The sequence below is a fragment of the Streptomyces sp. NBC_01506 genome (assembly GCF_045040295.1).
GTDB lineage: Bacteria > Actinomycetota > Actinomycetes > Streptomycetales > Streptomycetaceae > Streptomyces.
In genome coordinates this window covers 5,440,759-5,460,347 of sequence record NZ_CP109422.1, presented here as the reverse complement: position 1 = coordinate 5,460,347, position 19,589 = coordinate 5,440,759, and the positions used below count along the sequence as shown (strand labels likewise).

16 protein-coding genes and 1 pseudogene are annotated in these 19,589 nt (G+C 71.8%); 7 read left to right on the top strand and 10 right to left on the bottom strand.

Annotation, left to right across the window (positions count from 1 at the left end; all coding sequences use genetic code 11):
* Positions 1-3 precede the first annotated feature (3 nt).
* Positions 4-1,344, bottom strand: coding sequence for an MFS transporter (locus OG329_RS24230; protein ID WP_405798024.1), 1,341 nt, complete (start codon positions 1,342-1,344; stop codon positions 4-6).
* 73 nt (positions 1,345-1,417) lie between these two features.
* The gene (locus OG329_RS24225; protein ID WP_405798022.1) at positions 1,418-2,740 is read right to left on the bottom strand and encodes an MFS transporter; all 1,323 of its coding nucleotides are present in this window, start codon (positions 2,738-2,740) and stop codon (positions 1,418-1,420) included.
* Positions 2,741-2,799: 59 nt separating this feature from the next.
* On the opposite strand from OG329_RS24225, the gene OG329_RS24220 reads away from it, so the two are divergent.
* Positions 2,800-3,975, top strand: a complete 1,176-nt coding sequence (locus OG329_RS24220) for a GlxA family transcriptional regulator (RefSeq protein ID WP_405798021.1) — start codon at positions 2,800-2,802, stop codon at positions 3,973-3,975.
* A 77-nt stretch (positions 3,976-4,052) separates the two neighbouring features.
* On the opposite strand, the pseudogene OG329_RS24215 reads toward OG329_RS24220, so the two are convergent.
* The 3 genes and pseudogenes from OG329_RS24215 to OG329_RS24205 form a co-directional block, all read right to left on the bottom strand.
* Positions 4,053-4,478, bottom strand: a pseudogene (locus OG329_RS24215) (ATP-binding protein); the annotation flags it as partial.
* Positions 4,479-4,996: 518 nt separating this feature from the next.
* A complete protein-coding gene (locus tag OG329_RS24210; protein ID WP_405798020.1) occupies positions 4,997-5,509 on the bottom strand; it encodes an EF-hand domain-containing protein in 513 nt (170 codons plus the stop codon).
* A 106-nt stretch (positions 5,510-5,615) separates the two neighbouring features.
* Positions 5,616-5,990, bottom strand: a complete 375-nt coding sequence (locus tag OG329_RS24205) for an STAS domain-containing protein (protein WP_405798019.1) — start codon at positions 5,988-5,990, stop codon at positions 5,616-5,618.
* A 258-nt stretch (positions 5,991-6,248) separates the two neighbouring features.
* On the opposite strand from OG329_RS24205, the gene OG329_RS24200 reads away from it, so the two are divergent.
* Together OG329_RS24200 and OG329_RS24195 are read left to right on the top strand one after the other, a co-directional pair.
* Positions 6,249-6,830 carry a sigma-70 family RNA polymerase sigma factor gene (locus OG329_RS24200; RefSeq protein ID WP_405798018.1) on the top strand — a complete coding sequence of 194 codons (582 nt, stop codon included), beginning with the start codon at positions 6,249-6,251 and terminating at the stop codon, positions 6,828-6,830.
* On the top strand, positions 6,827-8,374 hold the full coding sequence (locus OG329_RS24195; RefSeq protein WP_405798016.1) for a maleylpyruvate isomerase N-terminal domain-containing protein: 1,548 nt from the start codon (positions 6,827-6,829) through the stop codon (positions 8,372-8,374). Before OG329_RS24200 ends, OG329_RS24195 begins: the two co-directional genes overlap by 4 nt.
* Before the next feature lie 62 nt (positions 8,375-8,436).
* Here the strand turns inward: OG329_RS24195 and OG329_RS24190 are convergent, their stop codons facing one another.
* The 3 genes from OG329_RS24190 to OG329_RS24180 form a co-directional block, all read right to left on the bottom strand.
* Complete coding sequence (locus tag OG329_RS24190) at positions 8,437-8,712, bottom strand: hypothetical protein (RefSeq protein ID WP_405798015.1); 276 nt, start codon at positions 8,710-8,712, stop codon at positions 8,437-8,439.
* Positions 8,713-8,940: 228 nt separating this feature from the next.
* Positions 8,941-9,837 carry a formyltetrahydrofolate deformylase gene (purU, locus tag OG329_RS24185; RefSeq protein ID WP_405798013.1) on the bottom strand — a complete coding sequence of 299 codons (897 nt, stop codon included), beginning with the start codon at positions 9,835-9,837 and terminating at the stop codon, positions 8,941-8,943.
* A 169-nt stretch (positions 9,838-10,006) separates the two neighbouring features.
* Positions 10,007-10,540 (bottom strand): hypothetical protein, encoded by a 534-nt coding sequence (locus tag OG329_RS24180; RefSeq protein ID WP_405798011.1) that lies wholly within the window; start codon positions 10,538-10,540, stop codon positions 10,007-10,009.
* Positions 10,541-10,627: 87 nt separating this feature from the next.
* Here OG329_RS24180 and OG329_RS24175 point away from each other — a divergent pair, with 87 nt between their 5' ends.
* On the top strand, positions 10,628-11,935 hold the full coding sequence (locus OG329_RS24175) for an ABC transporter substrate-binding protein (protein WP_405798009.1): 1,308 nt from the start codon (positions 10,628-10,630) through the stop codon (positions 11,933-11,935).
* A gap of 55 nt (positions 11,936-11,990) precedes the next feature.
* Here the strand turns inward: OG329_RS24175 and OG329_RS24170 are convergent, their stop codons facing one another.
* Both OG329_RS24170 and OG329_RS24165 read right to left on the bottom strand, forming a co-directional pair.
* Positions 11,991-13,712, bottom strand: coding sequence for a hypothetical protein (locus OG329_RS24170; RefSeq protein WP_405798007.1), 1,722 nt, complete (start codon positions 13,710-13,712; stop codon positions 11,991-11,993).
* A gap of 319 nt (positions 13,713-14,031) precedes the next feature.
* A complete protein-coding gene (locus OG329_RS24165; protein WP_405798006.1) occupies positions 14,032-15,414 on the bottom strand; it encodes a transcriptional regulator in 1,383 nt (460 codons plus the stop codon).
* 345 nt (positions 15,415-15,759) lie between these two features.
* Here OG329_RS24165 and OG329_RS24160 point away from each other — a divergent pair, with 345 nt between their 5' ends.
* The 3 genes from OG329_RS24160 to OG329_RS24150 all read left to right on the top strand — a co-directional run bounded on the left by OG329_RS24160 (position 15,760) and on the right by OG329_RS24150 (position 19,161).
* Positions 15,760-16,464, top strand: a complete 705-nt coding sequence (locus tag OG329_RS24160; RefSeq protein ID WP_405798005.1) for a bifunctional DNA primase/polymerase — start codon at positions 15,760-15,762, stop codon at positions 16,462-16,464.
* A gap of 82 nt (positions 16,465-16,546) precedes the next feature.
* Positions 16,547-17,410 (top strand): ABC transporter ATP-binding protein, encoded by an 864-nt coding sequence (locus OG329_RS24155; RefSeq protein WP_405798004.1) that lies wholly within the window; start codon positions 16,547-16,549, stop codon positions 17,408-17,410.
* On the top strand, positions 17,407-19,161 hold the full coding sequence (locus tag OG329_RS24150; protein WP_405798003.1) for a collagen-like protein: 1,755 nt from the start codon (positions 17,407-17,409) through the stop codon (positions 19,159-19,161). Before OG329_RS24155 ends, OG329_RS24150 begins: the two co-directional genes overlap by 4 nt.
* Positions 19,162-19,589 lie beyond the last annotated feature (428 nt).

The following is a 19,589-nucleotide window of genomic DNA, read 5'->3' as shown; positions in this document are numbered from 1 at the left end:
CGCTCAAGTCAGGCTGGCTGTACCCGTCTGGGAGCGGTTCCTGATCAGCAGCGCCATCAGCGCCGCCGCCGCGCACAGCGCGCCCGAGGCGTACCAGACCACGTTGTACGAGCCGGTCATGTCCCGCGCCATACCGCCCGCGAAGGCGACGATCCCGGCACCGATCTGGTGCGAGGCGAGCACCCAGCCGAAGACGATCGCGCTGTCGGTGCCGTAGTACTCGCGGCACAGGGCGATCGTCGGCGGGACGGTCGCGACCCAGTCGAGGCCGTAGAAGACGATGAAGAACAGCATCGGCGGCCGGACGTCCGAACCGCCCTGCGTCAGCAGCATCGGCAGGAAGAGCAGCGAGACACCACGCAGCGCGTAGTAGACGGCCAGCAGCCGGCGCGGGTCGAAGCGGTCGGTGAACCAGCCCGAGGCGATCGTGCCGATGATGTCGAAGACACCGATGACGGCGAGCAGCGAAGCGGCGGTCGTGATCTGCATGCCGTGGTCATGGGCGGCCGGTACGAAGTGGGTCTTGACCAGGCCGTTCGTGGAGGCTCCACAGATCGCGAACGTCCCGGCGAGCAGCCAGAAGGGCCCGGTGCGGGCGGCCTTGAACAGGACGGTGACGGCCCGCCGCGCGGCACCGGTGACCGGGGGCGGCTTGGGCTTGAACTCCTCGGAGCCGTACGCCGCAAGCCCCACGTCCGCCGGGTGGTCGCGCAGCAGCAGCCAGACGAACGGGACGACGACCAGCGCGGACAGGGCGACGGTGATGGAGGCGGGGCGCCAGCCGTGGTTCTGCACGAGCCAGGAGAGCAGCGGCAGGAAGACGAGTTGCCCGGAGGCGCCGGCGGCGGTGAGGATTCCGGTGACGAGTCCGCGCCGGGCGACGAACCAGCGGTCGGTGACGGTGGCGGCGAAGGCCAGGGCCATCGAGCCGGTGCCGAGGCCGACGAGTACGCCCCAGTAGAGGACCATCTGCCAGGCGGCGGTCATGACGACGGTGAGCGCGGAGCCGGCCGCGATGACGGTCAGCGCGACGGCGACGACCCGGCGTATGCCGAACCGGTCCATGAGCGCGGCGGCGAACGGCGCGGTCAGCCCGTACAGCGCGAGGTTGACGGAGACGGCGAACCCGATCTCGCCGCGCGACCAGTCGAACTCCGTGTGCAGCGGCTCGATGAGCAGTCCGGGCAGCGAGGCGAAGGCGGCGGCGCCGATGATCGTCACGAAGGTGACGGCCGCGACGAACCAGGCCCGGTGGATACGGGGCCTGGGGCGGCCTTGCGGGGCGGGCGTCTCCGTGGGGATCTCTGGTGGCGTCTCGGCTGTCTGTGTCACGTCAAGAAGCATCCGCCGCCGGGATGTGCCGGACGAGTGGCCCGAGGGACAGGGGTCAATAGGATCGGGCCATCGGCGAGTACGACTACGTCTGGCTGCTGTCCTCGGCGGTCGGGCGGGCGGCGCTGTCCGCCCGCCCGGCTCCCGGTCCGGCGTTCGAGGACGGGCCTGGAGGCCGTACGACACGTTTCAGCTCGCGGATCGGGCGCACCGCGAACAGCGCCGCGCAGACCAGCACGTTCACCACCGCCCCGCCCACCAGCACCTCGCGCGTCCCGAACGCCTCCGCCGCCGGGCCCGCCAGCGCACGGCCGACCGCGAGCATGATCAGCGAGCCCGCCACGTCGTACGAGTGCAGCCGGTTCAGCGCCTCCGGCGGGATCATCGTCTGGACCGTCGTGGACCACATCACCAGCCAGAACGCCAGCGCCACACCGCCCACGAAGAATCCGGCGGCGAGCAGCGGCAGCGGGACGTCGTACGCCAGCACCAGCAGGTTCGCGGCGACCGCGAACAGCGCGACCGTCCCCGCGAACAGCGGTCTGGCCGGGCGCAGTCGCAGCGCCAGCAGCCCGCCCGCCACATTGCCCGCGCCCTGGACGGTCATCATCAGGCCGAACATGGCCGAGCTGTGCCGCTCGGTGACCACCACCGCCTCCAGCGGGACCAGCGGCCCGAGGACGGTGATGCCGTACACCGACCAGATCGCTATCACGCCCCACAGCCAGGACCGCGCCCGGAACTCGCGCCAGCCGCCGATCAGTTCGGCGAGCATCGAGTCGCCGCGTACCGCTTTCATGGTCGCCATCCGGACCAGGAAGAGACAGATCCCGCTGACGCCGAACGTCGCCGCGTTGACCGCGAAGATCGTGCCGGGCCCGCCGAATCCGGCCAGCGCGCCGGCCGCCGCCGGACCGGCCATCGTCGCCAGGGACTCGGCGACCCGCAGCACCGCGTTGCCGCGCTGCACGTCGGGCGAGAGTACGGGCAGCATGCTGGCCACGCCCGGCTGGAAGAGTGCGGCGCCGAGCCCGTTGATCGCGCTCAGCGCGTAGACGAGCCACAGCGGTGGCGCTCCCGCGACGAAGATGACGGCGAGGGCCGCCGTGGCGAACAGCCGTGTCACATCGGCGAGGACCATCATGCGGCGCGGTGTGAACCGGTCGGCGAGCACTCCGCCGAAAAGCACGAACCCGGCGAAGCAGACCATCCACGCGCCGAGCGCGAAGCTGACGGACGACGCGCCGTGTCCCGCGTCGAGCAGTCCGGCGGCGAGCGCGACGGGGACCATGCCGTCGCCGAAGCGCGCCACTGTCCTGGCGAAGAAGAAGAGTCGGAAGTTACGGTTCCAGAGCGGGGTTTCGGTCGGGTCGGGAATGGCGGGGTCCGTCGAACGCTTAGCAGTCACAGGTTCGACAGATATCAAGTACAGGTCTGGACCACCAGGGGATTACCAGGGGTTTCCGTATGACGGACAGCAGAACCGCACCGACCGGTCGGCCGCGTCATCGCGTCGTGGTCCTCGCGCTCGACGGGGTCATCCCCTTCGAACTGGGCATCCCCCAGCGGATCTTCGGCCGCGCCCGGAGCCCCGAGGGAGCCAGGCTGTACGAGGTGATCACCTGCTCCGTACGCCCGCCGGGCCCGGTCCGTACGGACGCGGATTTCGACATCATGGTGGAGAACGGCCCCGAGGCGATCGCCACCGCCGACACGGTGCTGATCCCCGCCTCGTACAAACTCGGCCCGGTCTACGAGCAGGGCACACTCACCGACGAACTCCGGGCCGCGCTCGCGTATCTGCGTCCCGGCACCCGTCTGGTCTCCATCTGCACCGGCGCCTACGTCCTGGCCGCCGCTGGTTTCCTCGACGGCCGGCCCGCCTCCACCCACTGGACGTCGGCCGCCCATTTCCAGCGGACCTTCCCCCGGATCAAGGTCGACGCGGATGTCCTGTTCATCGACGACGGCGACGTCCTGACCTCGGCCGGGGTCGCCGCCGGGATCGATCTGAGTCTGCATATCGTGCGCCGCGACCACGGGATGGCGATCGCCAACGACGTCGCGCGGATCATGGTCGTCCCGCCGCACCGCGACGGCGGCCAGGCCCAGTACATCCAACGGCCGGTCCCCGACGCTCAGTTGGCGACCACCACCGGGGCCAGGGCGTGGGCGCTCGCCCGGCTGCACGAGCCCATCCAGTTGCGGGACATGGCGGAACAGGAATCGATGTCCGTACGGACGTTCACGCGCCGCTTCCGTGAGGAGGCCGGGATCAGCCCCGGCCAGTGGCTGGTCCAGCAACGGGTCGAACGGGCGCGCCATCTGCTGGAGTCGACGGATCTGTCGGTCGACCAGATCGCGCAGAACGCCGGATTCGGTACGGCGCAGTCGATGCGCCAGCATCTTCAGGCGGCGCTCGGTGTCGCGCCGACCGTCTACCGGCGGACGTTCCGCGCGGTGGACGGCGAGGGCGGCGGGGACGGGCGGAACGGCGGCCCTGGCGCTCAGACTTGTGTGACGGCCTTGGACGGGCCGTCCGCCCCGGCGGGCCCGGCGGGACGGCCCCGATCACGGTCCCGGTCGCGGTCCCGGTCCACCGGCTCACCGGACCTGCCGGTCCCCGACAGGTCGACCGCGTAACGCCCGCGCTCGCCCCCGCCACCGCCACCGCCACCGCTGTGGTGCGGCACAGGGGCCGTCGCCGACGGCGGCGGCGGCTCGTACGCCACCGCCACTCCCGTGCCACTGCGGTCCACCTCGCACCAGATCCGCTTGCCCGAGCCCTCCGGCTGCCAGCCCCACCGGTCGGCGAGCCCGTCGACCAGCTCCAGGCCACGCCCGTTGGTGTCCTCGCCCTGCGCGTGGCGCGGACAGGGCGGACGCGCGCTGGTGTCGGCGACCTCGACCCGTACCGTCCCGGCCTCGGCGGCCCCGGAACCGAAAAGCATCCGCAGCACGGCCGGACAGCCGGTGTGCACCACGGCGTTCGTGACGAGCTCGGAGATCAGCAGGATCAGCGTCTCCGCCAATGGCTCGTCGTCGTTCATCCCGGAGCCGACAAGCCGCGACCGGGCCCATCGACGGGCCCGTCCGACCTCCGCCGGATCAGCCCCGACCTCCAACTGCATCTGAAGAACCTGCACCGCTCACACCATCCGAACCGGCGGGCACATCGCCTCGCGCCTCGACAAGGTCCACGACAAGGTCACAGAACGTGATTCCCTTGTGGGACAGCATGGTTGACGTACAGTCACCGCAACAAGCGCTTCGGGCATATTCCATCGCGAAGGAGTACGCGTGCGGCATACTGTGCGACGCGCTCCGCGAGTAGTCGAACAAGAACGCGCCCGGCGCCTTCGTACTGCGCGATCGGTGGGCATTCCCCGGTCCGGCGTCGCCGTACTGGCCACACCGGGTCCGCCGCGCCTCACCACCACTCGCACCCGAGGGAGCGTACCGGAGCCCGCCGCCGACTCCGGCCCGTGACGGGTCGCGGGAAGGACACAACCCGGTATCGACCTGCGCGCGCACGGTCTTGTCACGCGCGGTAACGCTCTGCGGTACGGCTCCGAGTCGGCCGCAGGACCCCGCTGCGGCCCGGCTCCGACTCGCCCCGCCGGGCGGTGTCCGGGCCCCGGTTCTCCCGGCGTCTCCTCGCGGTTTACGGCTCCGGCGTCACGTAGTACGCGGCGAACGCCGTCAGGATCTCCTCCTCGGTGATCCGGCCGTCACCGTCCCCGTCCAGCCCCCGGGCGGCCTGCGCGGCCACGCCCGGCTCCGTACCCAGCACGAGCAGCACCCGCTCGGCCGCCGCCGGCGTCACACCGCCGCCGTCCTCGTCCGCGATGGCGATCACCGCGTGCAGGAACGGACGGGCGATCTCGGCGAAGCGCTGGGGGCTGTCACGCAGTCTCTTCGCCGCGCCGGTGATGAATTCCTGCCGGCTGACCCGCTGGTCACCGTCGACGTCGGCGATGCCCGCCATGCCCTGCCAGAAAGCCTCGGCCCCGTTGTAGAGGGCCTGCCCCTTCTCGGATCGTGCGGTGACGCCGAACTCCGCGAGCAGTGCCGCTGCCGCTCCGCTGAAGTCCTCGCGGTCGATGTAGCCGTTGCCGTCCTGGTCGAAGGCGGCGAATCGGGAGGCGATCTTGCCCTCGTACTCTGCGCTGTCCATGACTGGGAGCGTACGACGCCCAAGGGCCGCCGTGTGATGGCTTCAGCTCGGCCCGGCGCACGCGCCCCGAGGTCGGCGCCCCAGGTCGGCTCCCCGGGTCGGCTCGCTAGGCGGAGAGTGGATGCGCCTCTTCGTCGACCGCGTCGGAGACGTCCACGTAGACCTCGAAGAGGCGACGCACGCCGAGAGCCGCCAGCACGCGGTTGACGTGTGAGCCCTCCTCCGCGCCGTGGGCGGGCAGGATCAGCCGCAGCCGGCCCTGGCAGGAGCGCATCAGCTTGCGGGACGCGATCAGGACGCCGACCCCGCTGGAGTCGCAGAAGAACACCTCGGACAGATCGAGCACCAGCTCACGGCGGCCTGCGGCGACCGCGTCGTGGACATGCTGGCGGACCACGGGTGAGGTCACGAGGTCCAGTTCTCCGGTGATGTGCAGCACGGTCCACAGACCGCGCTCCGCCCTGTCCACCTTGAGCGTCATGCCTGGACCTTCCCTCTTGCCGAACCGGAGATCGTCCTTCTCTCTCGCGGCTGCCCTTCTCACCTCTTACGAAACACAACGCACACGACCCGGGGGAATTCCATATCATCGCTGACGGCCTCAGGGGGCGCACTTGACGCAAAGGGGCGCACTTCGATGACACTGGCCAGTACATTCGAAACGGCGGGGTCAGGTCAGGTCACAGGTCAGGTCAGGTCACAGGTCAGGTCACGGAGCAGTCACAGGGCTGGGGGTCTCATGGCAAAGGACACACCGCCCCGCTGGGACCGCAGGATGCAGCAGCGGCTCGCACGGGGCGAGGCCGCCGCGCTCGGCGAGCTGTACGACCGCTTCGCCTCGCTCGTGCACAGCCTCGCGCACCGGGTTCTCGACGACGACGAGGCCGCCGACCGGATCACCCGCGAGGTCTTCGGCTACGTGTGGGAGAACCCGGACGTCTTCGACCCGAAGCAGGGCTCGATGCGGTCCTGGATCGCCAAGCTCGCCCGCGTACGGGCCGTGAACCAACTGCGGCACCGGGAAACGGCCGCGCACCAGGCCAGCGGCGAGGGCAGCGCGGAGGAGCTGGAGCAGAAGATCCGCGAGGCGTCCGCCGCCGCACGCGCCGACTACATCGTCACCTCCATGCCCGCGCCCCTGCGCGCCGCGCTGGACCTGGCGTACTTCCAGCGCCGCGACTACCGGCAGACCGCCGCCGATCTCGGGGTCACCGAGGACGAGGCGCGGCGCCGGCTGCGGCTCGGTCTGCAACTGCTCTCGTCCGCGAACACCCGCCCCCTGGAGGGCTCGTCACCGCCCGGAAACGGACGCTCGCTATGAGCCGGCCGTTCGACAGCGGGCGCAACGGGGAGCGCGGCGGTCCGGACGAGCCCGAGGACGTACGCGGCATTCCGCGCATACCGGGCCAGCGTGCCGCCGCGGACGACCTGGAGCCGCCCGCGACGGACGTACTGCGCCGGGCCGTCGAGAGCGCGGCGCGCGCCGAACGGGCGGAGCGAGCGAAGTGGGCGGCGAGGCCCAGCCGCGAACGGGAAGAGTCGGACACGCCGGATGAACCGGATACGACAGACGAGGCAACGGGCGCGGACGTGGTCGAGGGCACGGGCGAGGGCACGGCGGGGGAGCCGGCCCATCCGCCCGATCCGGATCATCCGGACCGTCCGGACCGTCCGGACCGTCCGGCCGGGGAGCGGCACATGAGCGGCGAGCGGCATCCGCACGATCCGCCGGGCCCGCCCCACCCGCCGGCGGAGCCCATCGGGCCGCCGCCCTCGCACTCCGTACTGAAGTCCCTGCTCGGCGCCTGGGCCCTGGCGGCCTGCTCGCCCGAGGAGACGGCGCACGTCGAGAACCACCTCACCGAGTGCGCGCCCTGCGCCGACGAAGCGCTCAAACTGCGCGACGCCGTCGGTCTGTTGCAGACCGACCGCAATCTCGATCTCCCTCCGCTGCTGCGCGCCCGCGTGCTGGAGAACTGCCTCGACCGCCGGGCCGCCCGTATCCCGGTGCCGGTCTGGGCCACCCCGTACGACGCCGAGACCGCCCGGCTCGACGCGCTGCTGCGCGACTTCGGCGACGCGGAGTGGCACGCGCCGCTCCAGCTCAAGTGGTTCGAGAAGGAGGAGCCCGCCGCGCGGCGGGCCACGGTCGCCGGGGTCATCGGGCATCTGATGACCGTCGACGGGCTGGTGGCGTCCGCGCTGGGACTCGGCGATCCGCTGGGCGAGCCGGCGCCGCTGTCGCCCACCGACCGGACCGAGGCGTTCTGGCGTACGGCACATCCGCCGCCCACCCGCACGATCCACGAACCGTGGCGCGACCAGAGCCACACACTGATCAGGACGGTGTCCTTCGCGGGCCGCGGTGTGGCCGAACTCTCCGTCTCGTACGGCGAGTTCGCCCTGCCGTTGCGTGACGCGCTGATCGACCGGGCCTTCGAGTGCTGGATTCACGGCTGGGACATCGCCGAGGCGGTGAGCTACCCGTATCCGGCGCCGAGCGGCCCGCATCTGCATGTGATGATCGACCTCGCCGCGCAGCTCATCCCGTCCGCCCTCGCGGCCCGCCGCCGCGCGGGCCTGGCCTCGCCCGCCCGTCATCTGGTCGTGCCGGGGTCGCCGGGGCGGTCGCTGCATCTGGAGATCGAGGGCGCGGGCGGCGGGAACTGGTACATCGCGCTGGACTCACCGGCCGCGGTCGGCACGGCGGAGCGCTCGGTGGCCCAAGTCGCGCTGGACGGCGTCGAGTTCTGCCAGTTGGTGGCGGGGCACATCTCGCCGGAGGAAGCGGCGGCCGGTCAGGACGGCGACCGCGAGGCGATCCGGGACGTGCTGTTCGCGGCGGCTTCGCTGAGCCGGCTCTGACACACGGCGACGCCGGACGGGGCGATCAAGCCCGTCCGGCGCCGCGGCTGGATCCGGTGAACCTAGCTCACGTACAGGTAGTAGTAGCCGGTGCCGCCCGGGGCCGGGTCGCAGCGGTAGTTGCTGAAGCCCTCACGCACGTACTGCTGACCGGCGTCGATGCAGTAGGACCGGCTGGAGTACGAGCCGATGTACTGCCACGCCGCTTCGGTCTGGGCGGTGGCGGTGGCGGTGGCGGTGGCGGACGTTCCCGGAGCCGCCGCCTGGGCAGGGGCGTTGATTCCCGTGATCGCCAGAACGGCGATCCCCGCACTCACGAGTGCCGCACGCTTACGCATCCTGATCTCCCCTGTGTCGCCGCCCGGTTGCTCACCGGACGGAAAGAAGCAAGCGGTTTCTGGTGCACGAGGATCTTGAATCACGCGCCGTCGAACGCGCAAGAACGGTGACAGCGGCGCGCATCGCTGTCCGCCGGATTTCCGCCCGTACTGCACCGGGGCTCCAGCACGGCCCCATCGAGACTTCAGTGGGAGTTCGGCCGGGCTCCGGTGTGCGTGGCTGTTCGGCTAGCCGAAGATCACCGTACGGCGGCCGTTCAGCAGGATCCGGTGCTCGGCGTGCCACTTCACCGCGCGGGCCAGCGCCTGGCACTCCACGTCGCGCCCGATCGCCACCAGTTGCTCCGGGGTGACCTCGTGGCCGACGCGCTCGACCTCCTGCTCGATGATCGGGCCCTCGTCGAGGTCGGCCGTCACATAGTGCGCGGTCGCGCCGATCAGCTTCACGCCCCTGGCGTGCGCCTGGTGGTACGGCTTCGCGCCCTTGAAGCTCGGCAGGAAGGAGTGGTGGATGTTGATGATCCGGCCGTTGAGCTGCTTGCACAGATCGTCGGAGATGACCTGCATGTAGCGGGCCAGCACGACCAGCTCGACATCCTCCGCGCGCACCAGCTCCAGCAGCTCCGCCTCGGCCGCCGCCTTGGTGTCCTTGGTGACGGGGATGTGGTGGAAGGGGATGTCGTACGAGGCGACCAGTTCGGCGAAGTCCGTGTGGTTGGAGACGACGGCGGCGATGTCCACGGGAAGCGCGCCGGTCCTCGACCGGAAGAGGAGATCGTTCAGGCAGTGGCCGAACTTGCTGACCATCAGGACGATCCGCATCCGGTCCTCGGCGTGGTGGAGCTGCCAGTCCATCCGGAAGGAGTCGCCCACGGCGGCGAAGCTCGCGCGCAGCTTCTCGACGGTCACGGGCGTCTCGGCCGAGAAGTGGACCCGCATGAAGAAGAGGCCGGTGTCGCGGTCGCCGAACTGCTGGCTGTCCTCGATGTTGCACCCGGTCATGAAGAGATAACTGGACACGGCGTGCACGATGCCCTTTTTGTCCGGGCAGGACAGCGTCAGGACGTACTGGTCGGACGGGGCGGGCCGGTCGGCCTGGGCGGCGGGCTGCTGCGGGTCACTCATGACCCCAGAGGATTCCACACGGGCCCCGTACGGGCCGGTCGTGACCGCCAGGCGGACCGCGCCGGGCGCGACGGCCCCGCCCGCGTCAGGCGGACCGCGTCAGGCGGACCGCGTCAGGCGGACCGCGTCAGGCGGACCGCGTCAGGCGGACCGCGTCAGGCGGACCGCGTCAGGCGGACCGCGTCAGGATCCGCAGCACGTCCAGCGAGCGCGGCACCGTGTCCGGGTCCTCACCGTCGTTGACGGCCAGCCTGACGTGCGCCTCACGCGCCGCCCGTATCGCCTCCGGCCAGCCGTGATGCTCCAGATACACCGAGATCGGGGCGTCCGGCCCCACCTGGTGCATGATCCGCAGCACCCGCAGGACGGCGACGTCGACGAGCGCGGCCTCGCCGGAGTCACGGAAGATCGTCCCGACGTATTTCTCCGCCGACCAGTTGTCCAGCCAGGTGTCCTCGACCAGCCGGTACACGGCGTCGGTGACGTCGCCGTACCCCTCTCGGCCGGCCAGCCAGTACTCCTGGTGGAAGACGGGATCGGAAAGCATGTGCAGCGCCGAGCGCACATTGCTGCGCCAGCGCCACCAGGGAATGTCATTGAGCGGCATGCCGCCCATGGTGGAGGAGCGACGGCCACGACGGGAAGAGTTCTCCGAACCTTGCTGCACAGCAGTCGATCGTACGGTCCTGCGTAAACCGATCATGTGGCCCCCCGTAATTCACCGCGTCGTCATGTGTGGTTGGACAAGCGCCACCTGGCAGTTACCCATAGGCCGGAAGTGTGCGGATACATGACCGGTAGGCAGCAGCGCTCCTCCTTCCCTCGCCCCTTCCGCCGGAATCCGATGGTCCGCGTCCTGTGCACGGTGGCCGCCGGGGCGTCCGTGGTCAGCGGATGTGGCGTACTCCCTGGAGGCCCGGGGGGCTCCAGGGAGCCCGTCACGGTCATGACGTGGGCCCCCGAAGGCACCGGCGCGACGAACATGCCGGGCATGCCGGCCATGGCCAAGGCGTACGCGCGCTGGGTCAACGCGGCGGGCGGGATCGACGGCCACGAGCTGCGCGTGCTGACCTGCAACGAGCGCAACACCTCCGCCGGCGCGGCCGACTGCGCGCGGCTGGCGGCCGACAAGGACGTCACGGCCGTCGTCGGCTCGTACAGCCAGCACGGCGACGCCTTCATGGCACCGCTGGAGGCGGCCGGCATCCCCTATCTCGGCGGCTACGGCATCGCCGAGCGGGAGTTCTCCTCCTTCGTCTCGTATCCGGTCAACGGCGGCCAGGCGGCGCTCCTGGCCGGCAACGGCATGCAGTTGGCCGGGGAGTGCGGCCGGGTGTCCATCGTGCGGCCCGACACGATCACCGGCGACGCGATGCCGGAACTGCTCAACACCGGTCTGAGCGAGAGCGGCGGCGCCCAGGGCACGGACGAAAGCCGGAAGGCGACGGACATACGCGCGGCCGAGGACGCCACCGACTACACCGACCCGGCGGAGCGGGCGCGCGAGACCGCGGCCGACGACGGCTGCGTGACGGCGGTGCTCGGTGACCGTACGGAGACGTTCTTCGACTCCTACCGGCGGCTCCCCGACGACGGCAGGACCATCCGTATCTCGTCCGTGCTCGGCAGCGTCGGCCAGCCCCTGGTGGACCGCACCGGCGGTTCGAAGGGCCTCTTCGAGGGCGCGTACGTCACGGGGTGGTACCCGCAGGCGCGGGATCCCGCGTGGCAGCCGATGCGGGACGTGATCCGTGAGCACGCGTTCGGCGACGACAGCATCGACCCGGCGGATCCCGGCGTACAGACGACGTGGATCGCCTACACCGCCCTCACGTCGGTGATCGAGTCGATCGGCGCGGACAAGGTCTCCTCGGGCGCGTTCTCGCACGCGCTGGACAAGGGCGCGAAGGTCGATACGGGCGGTCTCACCCCCACGCTGCGCTGGCGGTACGAGGACATGCTCGGCTCCCCCGGCTTCCCGCGCATCGTGAACAGCGAGGTGACCTTCCAGGTGGTACGGGACGGTCAACTGGTGTCGTTGAAGGACGGGTTCGTGGACGTACGCGGGACGCTGAGCGACGCGGGGTCCAGCGCGTAGCGGACCGGCAGCCCGCGGCCGGGCGGGCCTGGTGGGCCCGCCCGGCGCCGTGACATCACAGCTCCGTGGGGGCCCGTTCCGTGAGGCCGTACTTGGACGCGATGCCGTTCCACAGGCCCGACGCCTTCTTCTTCGCCGTCGTCGCCTCGCCGCTCGCGTGGTTGCCCTCGGACGCGGCCTTCGTCGTACGGGCCTTGCCGTCCTTGCAGCCCTTCTTCGTCTTCGCCTCGCCCGCCCATGTCGCGTAGTGGTCGTCCGCCGACGCGGACGCCTGCCATGCCGTGGTCAGCGACGACGACAGCTCGCCGTGCTGGGGCAGTTGGTCGATGGTCAGTTCCTTGAGCCGGGTGACCAGGTCGCGGCGCTGCTCGGCCGCGCCCTGGAGGTCGGCGACGGCCTTGTCCAGGTTGTCGCAGGTCTTGATGGACTCGACCGCGCTGATCACCGCCGCCCGGCTGTCGTTGCTCTCGGCGAGGAGTTTGTCCAGCGCCTCGGCCTGCGGCTCGGCGGGGTCGGCCGCGGCCTTGTCGCCGTCCGCGCCCGACGGTGAACTCTCCGCAGACACCGTCTGGTTGTTGTCCTTCTTCTCGCCGTCGTCCCCGCTCATCAGCCAGCCGGCGCCGAGACCGAGGACGGCGCAGCCGATGACGACCGCGGCGATCATCGGGACCGGTGAGGACTTGCGGCGGCCGGCGGACCGGCCGTGCGGGCCGGACGGGTCCTGCGGGCCGCCGGGCGGCTGCCCGTACGGCGGCGGGGCGCCGCCCTGCCCGTACCCGTGCGCCGGGCCCTGCTGCGGGTGACCCTGCGGTCCGCCCCGGCCGGGGACCGGACCGGCGGCCGGGTCGAAGTGCGGCATCTGCTGCGTCTCGTCCGGGACGGGACCCGCGCCGGGGGCCTCCGTACGGAAGAGGCTGTCGAACTCGGCGGGCGGCGGGCGGTCGCCGGGGGCGCCGGGCCTGACGCCGAACGGCGCGCCCGGAGGCGGGGCGGGGACGGGGGCGATGAACTGCGTCGCGTCCGCGTCCGACGTGGTCTGCACGGGCGGGGCCGGCTGCTGGGCGGCGCCGAGGTACTGGGTGGATTCGGCGGGGCGCTCGGGAGGCAGCCCGCCGGGGTTCTGGCCCTGCGGATACTGCGGCACCGGGGGTATGTACTGCGTGGCGTCGGCGGGCCCGGCGGCCGGCACCGGCGGCAGATACTGCGTCGCGTCCGCGCTGCCGCCGGGGCTGCCGGGGCCGCCGGGGGACGGTGTCTCGGCCGGCAGGGGCTGGCCGCCGTACGTACCGCCCTGGGGGGCTCCGTACGGCTGCTGCGGCGGCAGGGGCCCCGGCTGGGGCTGCGCGGGCGGCAAGGGCTGCTGGTGCGCCTGATACGGCTGTTGCTGAGGAAGCTGGGGCGGCTGCTGCTGCGGCGGGTAGCCGTAACCCCCGCCTCCGTACGCGTTCGTGGCGTCGTACGACCCGTAGGCGCCCGGCTCCTGCTGAGGCGCCTGCGGCAGCGCGTGCGGCTGCTGCGCGTGCGACGGCGGCAGTTGATACCCCTGCTGCTGCCCCGGGTCCGGCAGTTGCGGCGGCGGCTGCTGCGGCGCCCCCGGACCCCAGGGCTGCCCCCATGGCTGCCCGCCCGCAGGCGCGGCCTGGTCGGCCGGGGCCACCTGGTCCGCCGGGGCGCCGGGGATCAAGGGGGGACCGCCGTCGGCGGGCAGCACGATGCCTTCGTGCGCGGGCCGAGCGGCAGGCGACTGCGACTCGTCCCTTTGTCCGCTTTGCGTCACCGGGACTCCTAGTGTGGACCTACGGAATCGTCAGTTCACGCTACCGGGTGAATCAGGAGCCCTGCCACGCGCCCGGAATCAGTCACAACCCCCCATGTTCAAGACACCTCCCGGCACCTGCCGGTGATGCGGATCGATCCGGCCTACCGCGCCCCGGTCACGTCCCTGCCGCGTCCCGTCCGCACCCCGTCTCACCGGCGCCTCAGTGCCTCGGGGCCCACACCGCTCGACGCCCGCTCAACGCCCGCCCGGCGGCCGTACGACGGTCTTCCGACCGCCGTACGGCCTTACCCCGGACGGAAGTTGTAGCAAAGCCGTGTCACGCGGCCTGCATCTCCAGCCTGGCGCTGAACTCCCGCACCGCGGGCTCCGTGCCGTACGGCTCCAACCGCTGCTGGAAATCGTCCAGATACTCGGCGCCTCTGCTGGAGCGCAGGCCGCCGAGCAGCTCCGCCGCGCGCGTTCCCGTACGGCACGCCTCCTCCACCTCGCGCTGCTGGACCTGCGCCGTGGCCAGCAGCACCAGGCCGATCGCCCGACGTCTCGTCCGGCACTCCGGGTGTCCGGCCAGCGCGTCGGAGGCATGGCGCGCCGCCACCTCGGGCTGCCCCAGATCGCGATAGCAGTGCGCCAACTCGTCGGCCAGATAGGCGTGGTCGTAGTGCGCGATCCACACCGGGTCGTCGTCCACCTCCGGATCCGTCTGCTCCAGTGCGGTGAGCGCTCGGCCCGCCACCGCGTTGCACTGACTCACGTCGCCCAGCAGCGCGTGGCCCCGCGCCTCGGCGCCCAGGAACATCGCCTGCGCCCTCGGGGTGACGTGCCCGCGCGCGCCTTCCTGTGCGGCACGCGCCAACTGGGCGATCTCGCGCGGATTTCCGAGCTGGGCCGCGAGATGGCTCATGGACGCGGCGAGCACATAGCCGCCGTATCCCCGGTCGCCCGCGGCCTGGGCGAGCCGCAGCGCCTGGATGTAGTAGCGCTGGGCGAGCCCCGGCTGGCCGGTGTCCACCGCCATGTATCCCGCCAGCTCGGTGAGGCGGGCGACGGTGGCGAAGAGTCTGCGGCCGACCGCTTCCCTGTACGACCCCGAAAGCAGGCCCGACACCACGCTGTTCAGATAGTGCACGACGACCGGGCGGACATGGCCGCTGCCGAAGCGGTGGTCCAGCTCCACCAGGGCGGCCGTCATGGCGGCGACCGCCGCCACGTCCGAATCGCCCACCCGCGCGCCGGTGTTGCGCGCCACCGACACGTCCGCGCCGGTGATCAGCCAGTCCCTGCTCGGCTCGACGAGCGCCGACGAGGCCACCGCCGATCCGGTCAGGAAGTCACGCCGGCCCACATCGCTGCGCCACAGCTCGCAGACCTGCTCGATGGCGCCGGTGACCGTCGGTGAGAACTGGAGGCCGATGCCCGAGGCAAGATTCTTGCCGTTGGCCATCCCCAGCTCGTCGATCGTGACCGTACGCCCCAGCTTGCGGCCCAGGGCCTCGGCGATGATCCCCGGGGCCCGGCCGCGCGGCTGCTGTCCGCGCAGCCAGCGAGCGACGGATGTCTTGTCGTAGCGAAGGTCGAGGCCGCGCTCATTCCCGACCATGTTCACCCTGCGGGCAAGCCCGGCGTTGGAACACCCGGCTTCCTGGATGAGTGTTTGCAGCCGTTCGTTCGGCTGACGGGCGACGAGAGGTCTGGCTGCCAATGGATACCCCCTGTGGCCGCAGTGATCGACTGAGTGATCACTGCCCGGCGGAAACGCAGTAAATGCGTGCGATGGTCGAAATCAGCAATCTTCGGTAACTTTCAGGAAACGCCGCCCGCTTGGCACCGAGATATGTGTGATCCGCCTCACGCCTCGCGCCTCCTCGATGGCAACCCCCAGTCACCGGTTGTGGTTACCCACCGACACGCCGCAACCTCGCGCGCGCCCCCACCCATGCATCAGTGCGCCCCGCGTGCGGGACCGATACCCCGCCGGGAGGGTCCCCGGCGCCCGTAACCCGCGGTGCGGGCGGCAGTTGTGTTCTTCGTGGACAAGACCATCGGAGTGACAGGCGTCACAGACATCGCGCACAACGCCGCGCGGGAAGCCGCGCACGAAGCCGCGCGGATTCCCAAGCAGCGGGGCGATCTGCTGCTTGACAGCGCGGTGCGGTACGCGGAGGAGCGGCACTGGGACGTGTTCCCCGGCAGTTGGCTGGAGGCGGTGGACGGCGCGGAACGCTGCTCGTGCGAGCGCTCCGACTGCCCGGCCCCCGGCGCGCATCCGACGAGGCCGGACTGGTCGACGCAGGCGACGGGCAGCGGCGTCGCCGCGCGAAGGCTGTGGTCGAAGCAGCCCCGCTCCTCGATCCTGCTGCCGACGGGCCGCACGTTCGACGCGCTCGACGTGCCGGAGTCGGCGGGGTTCCTGGCGCTCGCGCGGATGGAGCGGATGGCGATGACGCTCGGCCCCGTCACCCGCACCCCCGAGCGCCGGATGCTCTTCTTCGTACTGCCGGGCGGCTCGCTGAAGGTGGACGACCTCGTAAGGAAGTTGGGCTGGTCGGCGTCGGCGATCGATCTGGTGGCGCGCGGCGAGGGGCATTACGTGGCGGCCCCGCCCACGCGTGTCGGCGGTTACGGCGCCGTGCAGTGGGCCCGCAGGCCCACTCCGGCGAACCGCTGGCTGCCCGACGCCGAGGAGCTGATCAGCCCGCTGGCGTACGCCTGCGGCCAGGACGCGGCGACAGCGCGGGCCGCGCGGACCTGATCGACAAGACACCCCCTGGCCGCGCGGTCCTATGGTGGGTCCTCTCGACACCTCGAAAAGGAACACCGAAGGGCAGTGCGGCATGCCGGATCACGTACCGGACCGAGCGGCGGAGCAGCAGACGGGGACGGGAACGGCTGCGGGAACGGCGGCGGGAACGGTGGCGGCTGCGCCCGGCACGCCGCCCGCCGTCCGCGTGGAGGGGCTGTGGAAGCGCTTCGGCGAACAGATCGCCGTCGCCGGGATCGATCTCGATCTGCCCGCCGGCCAGTTCGTGGGTCTCGTCGGCCCGAACGGCGCCGGCAAGACCACCACGCTCTCCATGGTCACCGGCCTGCTGCGGCCGGACATGGGCCGCGTCCAGGTCGCCGGGCACGACGTCTGGGGCGATCCGGTCGCGGTCAAGGCCCGGATCGGCGTCCTGCCCGAGGGGCTGCGCCTGTTCGAGCGGCTGTCCGGGCGCGAACTCCTCGGATACACCGGCCGGCTGCGGGGACTGCCCGGCGACGAGGTCGACAAGCGCGCCACCCAGCTCCTCGACGTACTGGACCTGGCGGGCGCGCAGCACAAGCTCGTCGTGGACTACTCGACCGGTATGCGCAAGAAGATCGGCCTGGCGTCGGCGCTGCTGCACAATCCCGAAGTCCTGTTCCTGGACGAGCCGTTCGAGGGCGTCGACCCGGTGTCGGCGCAGACGATCCGCGGTGTGCTGGAGCGCTACACCGAGTCCGGCGCGACCGTCGTGTTCTCCAGCCATGTGATGGAGCTGGTCGAGTCGCTGTGCGACTGGGTCGCGGTGATGGCCGGGGGCCGTATCCGCGCGCAGGGGACGCTCGCGGAGGTACGGGGCGAGGCGCCGTCGCTCCAGAGCGCGTTCCTCGAACTGGTCGGGGCGCAGGGCCGTGACACCGGCGAGTCCCTGGACTGGCTGGGCGGCGCGCGATGAGCGCGCAGGCGCGGGCCGAGGGGGCGGACCTCTCCGGTTCGGCCGGTTCGGCCGGTCCCAGCGATTCGGCCGGCCTCGCGAGTTCCGCCGGACCCACCGGACCCGCCGGACCCGCCGGTCCTGTCGGCTCGGGCACGACGCCCGTCGTCACCCTCGGCACCCGCGCCCTCGCGCCGGTCTTCGTACGGCTCAAGCTGTCGCTGCTGCGCAACGGGCTGCGGCAGTCCTCCGGCCGTACCGCCGCGTACGTCGTCTCCGTCGTCCTCGCCCTGCTCATCGCCGCCGGTCAGCTCCTCGGGCTGATCCTGCTGCGCGGGAACGACGGCGCGGCCACCCTCGTCGTCGTACTGACCGCGATCGTGGCCCTGGGCTGGGCGATGCTGCCACTGTTCTTCCCCAGCGGCGACGAAACGCTCGACCCGAGCCGGCTCGTGATGCTGCCGCTGCGGCCCCGGGCGCTGATCGGCGCCCTGCTCGCCGCGTCCCTGGTCGGTATCGGGCCGCTGTTCACGCTCTGTCTGGTGCTGGGGTCCGCGATCGCCGTGGCGCACGGCGGCGCGGCGGTGGCGCTGTCGGTCGTCGTCGTACCGCTGGTGCTGCTGGTGTGCGTGGCGCTGTCGCGTGCCGTGGCGGCGGCGAACATCCGGCTGCTGACCTCGCGCAAGGGCCGGGATCTGGCCGTGCTGAGCGGTCTGGTGATCGCGGTCGGGATCCAGTTCGTCAACTTCGGTGTGCAGCGGCTCAGCGAGGCGGGCGGGCTGTCGGCGCTCGACCCCGTCGCGGACGTCCTGCGGTGGCTGCCGCCCGCGTCGGCGATCGGCGCGGTGGACTCGGTGAGCGACGGCGCGTACGGGTCTGCCGCCGGTCAACTGCTGCTGTCGCTGGGCGCGCTGGCCGCGCTCATGTACTCCTGGCAGCGCTCGCTCGTGAAGCTGATGACCGCCCCGGACGGCTCGACGATCGCCGCCGCCGCACCGGACGCCGCCCGCAAGGGGTCGCGGTCCGGGCTGAGCCGGCTGCTGCCCGAGGGGCGTACAGGCACGGTGATGCTGCGCAGCCTGCGGTACGTGTGGCGGGACCCGAAGACCAAGGCGGCGTGGGTCACCTCGCTGGCGATCGGGCTGATCGTGCCGCTGGTGAACGCCCTTCAGGGCAGCGGCTCGATCTATCTCGCGTGCTTCGCGGCGGGGATGCTCGGCATCCAGATGTACAACCAGTTCGGGCAGGACACCTCCGCGTTCTGGATGGTGGCCCTGACGATCTCCTCCACGCGTGACGCCTACCTGGAACTGCGGGCGCGGGCCTTCGCCCTGCTGGTGATCACACTGCCGTACTCGACGCTGGTGACCGTCGGGACGGCCGCGCTGCTCGGCGACTGGCGGGCGCTGCCCGAAGCGCTCGGGCTGTCCTTCGCGCTGCTCGGCGCGATGATGGCGACGGGCGCGGTCGCGTCGGCCCGGTTCCCGTACTCGATCCCGCAGGACAGCGCGTACAAGAACGTCGCTCCGGGGCAGGCCGGGCTCGCCTGGATCTCGATCCTCGGCGGCATGCTCGGCGGCGCACTGCTGTGCGCGCCGGTGATCGGGCTGACGATCGGCCTGCATGTGTCGGGCGCGGACGGCCTGACGTGGCTGGTGCTGCCGTTGGGCACGGCGTACGGCGCGCTGCTCGCGTGGGCCGGGGTGAGGGTGGCGGCGCCGCAGACGGCGTCGCGGCTGCCGGAGATCCTGACGGCGGTGAGCAAGGGCTGAGGCCCCGCCTTCGTACGGGGCGCCCGTCCGCCGGCTTCCCGGCCTGGGGTGGGCGCCCCAGGTGCGGCGCGCGGTGGGCCATCCAGCCCGGGAGCGAGGCCCATGTACCCACGCCTCTGGTGCGGCGTCCGCGCCATAGGCCGCCGTCCAGCCGGGAGTCGGGCCGGGAGGCCCACGCCCGTGGCCGAAGGGCAACCGCCGACCCTCCAGCCGGGGGCCGGGCACCCCGGCCCCCGCGTCCACGCGACGGGCCATCCGCCCGGACGGCGGGGCAGGCGGGGACCCGCCTTCGTACGGGGCCGTCCGCCGGCTTCCCGGCCCGGGGAGGGCGCGCCCCAGGTGCGGCGCGCGGTGGGCCACCCAGCCGGGGAGCGAGGCCCATGTACCCACGCCTCTGGTGCGGCGTCCGCGCGGTAGGCCGCCGTCCA

Coding starts and splice junctions, on each gene's coding strand:
- OG329_RS24230 (WP_405798024.1), bottom strand. CDS start 1,344: ATGCTTCTTGACGTGACACAGACAGCCGAGACGCCACCAGAGATCCCC.
- OG329_RS24220 (WP_405798021.1), top strand. CDS start 2,800: ATGACGGACAGCAGAACCGCACCGACCGGTCGGCCGCGTCATCGCGTC.
- OG329_RS24210 (WP_405798020.1), bottom strand. CDS start 5,509: ATGGACAGCGCAGAGTACGAGGGCAAGATCGCCTCCCGATTCGCCGCC.
- OG329_RS24205 (WP_405798019.1), bottom strand. CDS start 5,990: ATGACGCTCAAGGTGGACAGGGCGGAGCGCGGTCTGTGGACCGTGCTG.
- OG329_RS24200 (WP_405798018.1), top strand. CDS start 6,249: ATGGCAAAGGACACACCGCCCCGCTGGGACCGCAGGATGCAGCAGCGG.
- OG329_RS24195 (WP_405798016.1), top strand. CDS start 6,827: ATGAGCCGGCCGTTCGACAGCGGGCGCAACGGGGAGCGCGGCGGTCCG.
- OG329_RS24190 (WP_405798015.1), bottom strand. CDS start 8,712: ATGCGTAAGCGTGCGGCACTCGTGAGTGCGGGGATCGCCGTTCTGGCG.
- purU (WP_405798013.1), bottom strand. CDS start 9,837: ATGAGTGACCCGCAGCAGCCCGCCGCCCAGGCCGACCGGCCCGCCCCG.
- OG329_RS24180 (WP_405798011.1), bottom strand. CDS start 10,540: ATGATCGGTTTACGCAGGACCGTACGATCGACTGCTGTGCAGCAAGGT.
- OG329_RS24175 (WP_405798009.1), top strand. CDS start 10,628: ATGACCGGTAGGCAGCAGCGCTCCTCCTTCCCTCGCCCCTTCCGCCGG.
- OG329_RS24155 (WP_405798004.1), top strand. CDS start 16,547: ATGCCGGATCACGTACCGGACCGAGCGGCGGAGCAGCAGACGGGGACG.
- OG329_RS24150 (WP_405798003.1), top strand. CDS start 17,407: ATGAGCGCGCAGGCGCGGGCCGAGGGGGCGGACCTCTCCGGTTCGGCC.